The 7,147-nt window shown below is 61.5% G+C and carries 7 protein-coding genes; 4 read left to right on the top strand and 3 right to left on the bottom strand.

Going from position 1 to position 7,147, the window contains the following annotated elements; translation table 11 throughout:
* Both AC1DXV_RS28910 and AC1DXV_RS28905 read left to right on the top strand, forming a co-directional pair.
* The coding region (locus tag AC1DXV_RS28910) for a transposase domain-containing protein (protein ID WP_477936853.1) at positions 1-208 on the top strand (208 nt) is incomplete at its 5' end.
* 711 nt (positions 209-919) lie between these two features.
* Positions 920-1,621 carry a P-loop NTPase family protein gene (locus tag AC1DXV_RS28905; RefSeq protein WP_477867021.1) on the top strand — a complete coding sequence of 234 codons (702 nt, stop codon included), beginning with the start codon at positions 920-922 and terminating at the stop codon, positions 1,619-1,621.
* A gap of 121 nt (positions 1,622-1,742) precedes the next feature.
* Here AC1DXV_RS28905 and AC1DXV_RS28900 read toward each other — a convergent pair whose 3' ends face one another.
* From AC1DXV_RS28900 to AC1DXV_RS28890, 3 genes are all read right to left on the bottom strand, one after another.
* Positions 1,743-5,492, bottom strand: coding sequence for a P-loop NTPase family protein (locus AC1DXV_RS28900; RefSeq protein WP_477936851.1), 3,750 nt, complete (start codon positions 5,490-5,492; stop codon positions 1,743-1,745).
* Positions 5,493-5,666: 174 nt separating this feature from the next.
* A complete protein-coding gene (locus AC1DXV_RS28895) occupies positions 5,667-6,020 on the bottom strand; it encodes a hypothetical protein (RefSeq protein WP_477873850.1) in 354 nt (117 codons plus the stop codon).
* 226 nt (positions 6,021-6,246) lie between these two features.
* Positions 6,247-6,552 carry a helix-turn-helix domain-containing protein gene (locus AC1DXV_RS28890; protein WP_477873849.1) on the bottom strand — a complete coding sequence of 102 codons (306 nt, stop codon included), beginning with the start codon at positions 6,550-6,552 and terminating at the stop codon, positions 6,247-6,249.
* A 116-nt stretch (positions 6,553-6,668) separates the two neighbouring features.
* On the opposite strand from AC1DXV_RS28890, the gene AC1DXV_RS28885 reads away from it, so the two are divergent.
* Positions 6,669-6,968, top strand: a complete 300-nt coding sequence (locus AC1DXV_RS28885; RefSeq protein ID WP_477873848.1) for a hypothetical protein — start codon at positions 6,669-6,671, stop codon at positions 6,966-6,968.
* A 29-nt stretch (positions 6,969-6,997) separates the two neighbouring features.
* Positions 6,998-7,147 (top strand): transposase (locus tag AC1DXV_RS28880; protein WP_477936855.1); only part of this gene is annotated, 150 nt, incomplete at its 3' end.

The raw sequence follows: 7,147 nt of genomic DNA, 5'->3' as shown, positions 1-7,147 counted from the left end.
GGCGATGGGACGCAAAGCATGGCAGTTCGTGGGTAGCGAGCTGGCGGGTCAGCGAGCGGCCATCATCATGAGCCTGGTGCAGTCAGCACGTCTGAACGGGCATGACCCCTGGGCCTACTTGCGTGACGTGTTGGAGCGGCTGCCGATGCTGCCCAATAGCCGACTCGAAGAGCTGTTGCCTCATCGGTGGACTCCGCCGCAGACTTGAGCAACTGACCGCCGTCAAGATGGGACGGCCAGACGCTCACGAGCAGCTGAAAGAACAGTGCCTCGAACTGCTCCCGTTGCCGCGCTCGTCGCTCGTCGCTCGTCGCTGTATTCGTCCCTGGCTTCTTTGAGTGATTTTGCCTGCACAAACCCTGCCCAAAACACAAGCGCACCGGCGATCGCTGCAAACAGCGCGTTGGCACCGCCGAATGAGTCGCCAGCCTGACCGAGTTCAGCGACTCCAGGGGGAGCAGCAGCGCTTGCCGATGGGGCCTTGGCTGCAGCAGCAGCCGCTTCGACTGCAGGCCTATGCGCAACAAGCCGGTGGGCCAGGCTAGCGCCTTCCCAGCTCCATGCAAGCCACAAGCCAATGGCTACGCACAGTGCGATAGCCAAAACCCACCATTCGTCCAACGAAGTTAAGTTCCAGTGCTTTTGCCCGTTGGATCTATTCGCCATCTAGCCTCCCTCATGCGACTGAGCTGCACGACGCCACCTTGAAGGCAATTCTCCCTTTGCTCGCGGCCGCATTGTCGATATAGTTCAGTTCTAGGCCGTCACGTCGGCCTGCCCGCCCACCTTGTTGGCGAAGCCGTATCGGCACCGTGCCCGCGGGCAAATCCGCGGGAATCTGATCGCATCCCTTGGTGCGTTGTCAGGCTTGGTGTGTGGGCGTACCAAGACGGACGGCGCGCAAACCATTGGATCGATCATGAAAATCTCTCTGGCTCCCAACGACCTTGAGCGCCTGCGGCGCCAAGCGAAGAAAACCGCCTTCGCCGAGGGCGTCACCCATACGCAAGCCTTGGATCGGGAGGCCGTTCAGCGCGGCTTTCAGAACTGGGCAATCCTCCATCGGACAGTCGAGTTGGCTCCTGGTGGCCGTTATCCCATCTTCTCGCGCACCCTTGAGGAGATGAGGGCAGTGTTCCGGATAGATTCTCGTACCGCGCGCATGTCCGACGCGGACCGAATCAAGCGCCGCGAGATGCCGGATCTATGGAGTCAGTACTCCGATCCCCTGAGCGCCTTGGAGTACGCCAGGAACTACCTCGAACTGGCGCTTTCTCTGCCGCGGTACGCCGTCCACTCGATGTCTGTCGGCTACATCGAGATGAGGGTACTGTTGCCCTACGTGCTGCAGCCACTTGAGGGCCGAGATCGCTTCATCTTGCTCGGCCGTGACTACAAGCCACTCGGAATGGCTCAACGTGACGATCACGTTCAGTACGAGGACTACCGGAATCTTCATGTCCAGGTGCCGACCGACAAACTGCACGCCGTGACCCGCCATCCTCAGTATTCACCGGGCTACCTCTACGGCGCGTCGCCATATCTGTCCCGGAGGAATGCCGAGGCTTATTTGGTGCAGCTCAACGCTTTGATCGAGCTCGTGTCTAGCCATTCTGGCTGATCACGAGGGAGCGGCGAGAGATCAAAATGGCGCCGCAACTGAAACCTGCCGCCTCAGTATTCGCGCGAGCATCATCGTTGACACTGCGGCATCGCGGAGCGCGTTGGCTGCCAAATTCTCATCACTCGAAACGTTCATCGCGGCCCCGTTGGGTTCTCGTTTCGAACGCATGCTCCCCCTCGACCTCCTTGGCAAGCCTCTGTCGCAGCGCAGAAAGCCCTGGCGTCAGCTCGGCCGGGACGATCTGTCCGACCTGGCCGAGCAAGGTGGCATTCCTCTCGATGATGGTGGCACGTGACCCACTCCACGAAGACGGTGAGAACTGATCGGCGAGGCGGGCCAGCACGGCATCTTTATCCTTCGCGTGGATCAACAGTTGCTGCGCCTGTGTAGACCAACGAGGGCCATCCTCGGCAGTTTCACTCGGCTCGCAAAACGGCACGAACGATGCGGCCAGAAGAAATCGTTCGGCCGGACGTTTCTCGCACCACTGCAGCACCTTGTTCGCTGGGATGACATCGGTCGGTGAAACACCGTGATGCTTGTCCGCCTGCAGCAGCCGCGCCGCCGCGCCGTCATCTACCGCCACGTCGAACCAGGCATCCAGCACCGAAACGGGGTGGATTTCAAGCAGGGCACGCATCAAATCCGTGTGCTCGAAAGCATAGACGCGATCCGCCAGAAGGTCACTGACTAGCTGCCGGGCGAACTGCTGAGCGGCAGATTCTCCGTCCGGGCTTGGCAGCATTCGCCGGATCAGATCGCGCAACTCGTAGTCCGAATCTTCCGTGAACTGGCTCCGATCCAACGTCAGCCTACTCAGCAGATGCCGCGCTGCATCGACCAGGGCCGGCTGCTGCTGTTCGCAATCTCTTTCTGGGCTCCAGACGCGCGCCGAAAGGATGCTCAGCGCGACGTGCGTACCCAGCTGGTCATTCGAAATCGCGATCAGGAAGTCGCGTAAAGCTACCGGATCAAGCGACTTGGAAGCATGGCCAATGGACTTCAACTGCACGGTGGAAATCGTGCCTGCTGCCCAGGCCGCCTGCAGGCGATTCAGTCCCTGATCATCAAGTGACATCCCGAGCTGCAGTTCGACCAGTATTTCAGAGAGTGACGTGTCCTGCCATGCCAGATCCAAAAGCTTGGTCGCCAGCGCCCGGTCACCCGCAGCCAGTTCAGATAGGAACCCTATCAGCACGCGGGGGTCGCGCTCAGCCTTGGGCCGCGTCTTGAAGCCCATCAACAGTCGCTGCCAGAGATGATCAGCGTCGGCCGAGCTCTGCGCCAAGCCTTGGCCCAACGCATAGGCAGCGACACCGCCCCTGTACAAATCGTCATTGAGCTGGTCGATCAACGCCGCTTCATTCGCGAGGGCTGCACCGAGTTCTTTCGCGGCCTCGGCCCGCCGTTGGTAGGAACCGCCCGCATCGGGTGAGGGGCTATCCGAATCTGGTTCCATGTTCCAGCCTGTTGCCCGCAGCACCGCCGAGACCTGCTGTTCAAGTCCTGCCGGACGAAGAGCAGACTCCAGACGAACGAGCCGGGCGTGAACGTCACCTTCCGCCTTATTTTGGTCGTAGCGCAAGATGCGACGACAGGCCGCCCACCCCTCCAGCCAGAACCCATCGGCAGCAACGCGACGTGCCAGCGCGTCCACCTGTTCGTGCATCCCTGCACGAGTCCACAACCCCCGCAGGTGGCTGCCCAGAGCGGACCTGATTGCATCGCGGTGATCAACCAATCTGCGTTCGCACAACTGCATCACGGTGGCGAACCATGCGCGGATCTCGTCAGTGTTGCGGGCGCGATAGCCATAGTCTCGCGACCTGGCACCGAACTCATCGGTGATGCTGTAGTGAAAGTTTGCGGTGGCTAGTAGCTGGTTGATGGCAGCGTATCCCATCGAGTGGCTGGTGCCGTCCGCGGCATCCAACAGCGACTCAGCGAGCGCCACCCGCTGCGCTAAGGTGGCGTGGGTGCCTGAGCTCATGATCTGGAACAGCGACACCCAGTGCGACCTGGCCGGGTTCTGTTGCGGCGTCGCCGAGGGGGCGACAGCGACCTGATACAGCATCGCGGCGCAGCGTTCGAACATCACCGGTTCGTAGGCAAGCGACCGAATCACCTGCATGAACTGGCGCCAGACGCCGGGTGAATTTGCACGCTCCAGCGTCTTCAACGTCGCCGTCTGGTCTATGGCAGCAATGTTGATGAACATGTGGTGTCCATCCTCGTTCAGTGACAACAGGTCGCCGAGCGGACCGCCCGGGGCCAGCCACCGAGCCGCGACTTTCATGGCCTGTGGATGAGTCCCGATCATGGAGAGCCGTCGAGAAAATGAACGCAGCAGCCTCGGCGACCCGCCTAGGCCTTGAGGGCCATCTATCCACTCGTTCGGGATCTCATCAAGCGCCCAGCCGGCCAGTCGATTGGCAATGGCGTGCGGCAATATCGCCCTCCAGGGACCGCGTCGCTGCAGCAGGTCGCGCGAGTCCAGTTGGCTGCACGCGCTGAGCAATTGGCGTGGCGTCTGTTCGACAAGCCTTCCCAGGATCTCTAGCTCGCTGGCATCGGACTCGGGGTCCGCATCGAACGAATACACCAGCGACAAAAACTTCGCGGCCTGCAGCAGTTCTTTGTCGATGGCATGGCGCTGCCAGAAAAGGCGTTGGAACAGTTCGTCGTCCGTGAGGCTCTTAATCTCTCCAAAGCGCCGTACCACATCGGCCAAGACGATAGCGATGCGTGCATTCCCACCCGCCACCACCGCGATGCGACGTGCATCGATCCCGCTGAGTTCAGGAAAGCGTCGCCGCAACAAGGTGTTGATCAGCTCCTCCGACGCCGGCTCTAAACCCAGCACCTCCGTGCCCTCCGGTTGGTCCTCTCGCACGTCATACTCGATGGTCAGTAAGCTGAGCACCGAGCCCGACGTAGCGCAAAGCTCCGCCAGTTGGCGGTGCAAGGCGGAGGAACAGTTGTCGACGATCAGCACGGCACGTTGCGCCGAGGCAATCAGGTCGGTGGCGACGGCTACAGGCTGAGGGGTGGGGCCATCATTCATGTTGGCGTACAAAACCACCGCCGGGTCCAGAGACTTGGCCGTCACCTCACGTTCAAAAAGCGCCTGTGCAAACCTTGTCTTGCCCACGCCGGACAGGCCGACGAGTCGGACGGCCTTGCCAGGTCGAGCAAGAACCTCGCACGCCCATTCGAGTGCCGCTGCTGTCGAAAGCTCCTCGCTACCTTGGCGCGCTCGGAGCGCTTCTTCCGCGATGAAACTGCCCGCTTGCTCCGGAGCGCCACTCCATGGACCCCAAGCACGCCAACCGGCAATCGCACGCCCAGCTCGCTCCCTCGCCCACACGAGGACGCCAGGAAATGCGTTGACCCACGTCGCCAAGCGGCGACGGTCGTAGAAGTCGAGATGCAAGTCCTCCCCGCCAACCAGATCACCAAGAGCCTCGCGCATGGCCTTCCTGCGGTCGCTCAGGCCGGTATGGGAGACCGTGCCGCTTGAGCTGACGATGACGTAAGCACCCTGGACGGCGGCAAGGTCGGCGATGACCGGGCGCAGCGTATCGCCTGGCCTCATCTCATCCCTGACGGCTTTTGCCGCCATGTCGGGCTTCTTAACCTGGAAGCCGGCAACGCGACGCGGAACGAAGCCCTCGGCCCATGCCACGCCAGCTGGCAGCGCGACATGAACATCAACACCTCCGTCTTTGGTGGTCTGGCTCCCGCCCCATGTAACAGCGACGGTCGACTGGCTCGCGCGCCGCACCTCGGCTTCACACAGGCGTGCCACTAACTCACGCAGATCAGCGTCGTTCAGGGCGAGGATGTCTTCTGGAGAAATTTCGAGCACGGTTGTGGTGGTGATCTGTGGAAGGTCACTCCAGCATCGTAGCTGGCGTGCCCGCGCTCAGTCGCTGGCCGAGCGGATCGACACCGACACCCAGTTGTGAGAGGCGCATGTACTGGCCGCGCAGATTGGCTCCTTGCTCGCGCCTCATCACCTCTGTGTTGAATCATTCAGTGCTCAGCGAGCGTACCGCGCGGCGCAAAGTACGCGCTCTACCGTTTCGCCCTGCTCGAGCGCCGATCGAGGGGAGCGACCATGGAAGGCGCCATTCCCTGACTCCAGCCAGGTCAGCATGGCCCAGCCGCTTCCACGCAAGGCCTGGCCGAGTTCTCGAACCACCGACCACAACGGCGCTTCAAACTGCCAACGCGGAAATCTCAGACCCAGGCTCGGGTGGCCTAGCGCGATGACGCGCGGTCGTGCCATCGTCGCCCATCTGCACAGCTGAGCTGTCGTCACACCGGCGAGCGCCGCCGCCTGTTCGACGTCAACCATGTCGGCTCGGGCTGCGCGGTCATAGTTCAGCTCCATGCTTTGACCTCCCGGTGTAGTCACCGCGGCGATGGGTTGCTCATGAGATGACGGAGATCGGGCTGCAAGTCCGCTCAGAGGCGAGGCGCGCCACTCCTTGGCGTTGACGTCCGATCGGCACCGCGAACGACAGCCTCTCTCGCGAGAATAGTCGATTCTGGACTTGCCTGACCCCAAATGCGAAGGAACGTGGGTCTGGGCTACGCGTGCAGGACTGGAAGCAAGGCTAGTCGGCCTTCCTCGTGCGTCGATGGAAGCCCCTGGACTGCTGGGCCTTGAGCAGCGCAAGCGCTGTTAGGCGTTCATCAAGTTCCTGGGCGAACCCAACGAAGGAGACCCCGAGCGCCGACAGCCAGCCATGCAGTTCAAGTACGTCAAGGCGTCGCACCCCGCGCTCACTTTTGCTGATGTCGGATTGCCGTAGGCCGGTGCGCTCAGCCAACTGAATTTGCGTGACGCCTGAGCGTTCGCGGGCAGAGCGAAGCAGATCGAGCAGCACACTTTCTGGGGTGATCTTGATGGTTCGAGGCATACGTCACAGGACCGGAGGCGCAGACGATGCATGCGAACTTGGAATATGCGAAAGTCGACTAATATGAAGTGAACCGCGGTCTGGTGCGACCGCGCACGGGGAAGAGAAGAACACCGATGACGAAAACCACGCACACTCTCTCGAATGGCCAGGGCGTTTGGCTCTGCACTTTCACCGGAGAAGTTCTGGAGCAGACCAAGACTTCAACCACGTCGGTGTCTCAGCAAGTTTCGACGGTCCTTAGCACCTCAATGGTGATTCCTGGACAGATCGAAGCCAGAACACAGGCAGAGCACGAAATCTGGCTGCGTGCCTCGGATGGCCGCGAACGACCCATTCACATGACCGACATCGGGTTGGCTGCCCGCCCAGGGCACACCGTTGACCTTGCCCGCGGAATCCGTATCCCTTGCTGAGTGGTTCAATCCAGGCAAGGAGAACGAAAGTGACGAAGGCAAAGAGAGCGCGCTACACGCTGGAATTCAAGCTTGAGGCGGTGCGGATGGTCAAGGGTGGGCAGAGCCTGGCGGTGGTGTCGAAGGTGCTGGGCGTGGCTGATCAGACGCTGCACAACTGGCTCAAGGCGGACCAGAGC

This window comes from Rhizobacter sp. P3_C12 (genome assembly GCF_056402735.1).
The sequence above is the reverse complement of the archived record's forward strand: the minus strand, read 5'-3'. Positions and strand labels throughout refer to the sequence as shown.

Bases quoted from the DNA above. Each gene is read 5' to 3' on its own strand.
- AC1DXV_RS28895 (WP_477873850.1), bottom strand. From the start codon at position 6,020: ATGGAGCTGAACTATGACCGCGCAGCCCGAGCCGACATGGTTGACGTC.
- AC1DXV_RS28905 (WP_477867021.1), top strand. From the start codon at position 920: ATGAAAATCTCTCTGGCTCCCAACGACCTTGAGCGCCTGCGGCGCCAA.
- AC1DXV_RS28890 (WP_477873849.1), bottom strand. From the start codon at position 6,552: ATGCCTCGAACCATCAAGATCACCCCAGAAAGTGTGCTGCTCGATCTG.
- AC1DXV_RS28885 (WP_477873848.1), top strand. From the start codon at position 6,669: ATGACGAAAACCACGCACACTCTCTCGAATGGCCAGGGCGTTTGGCTC.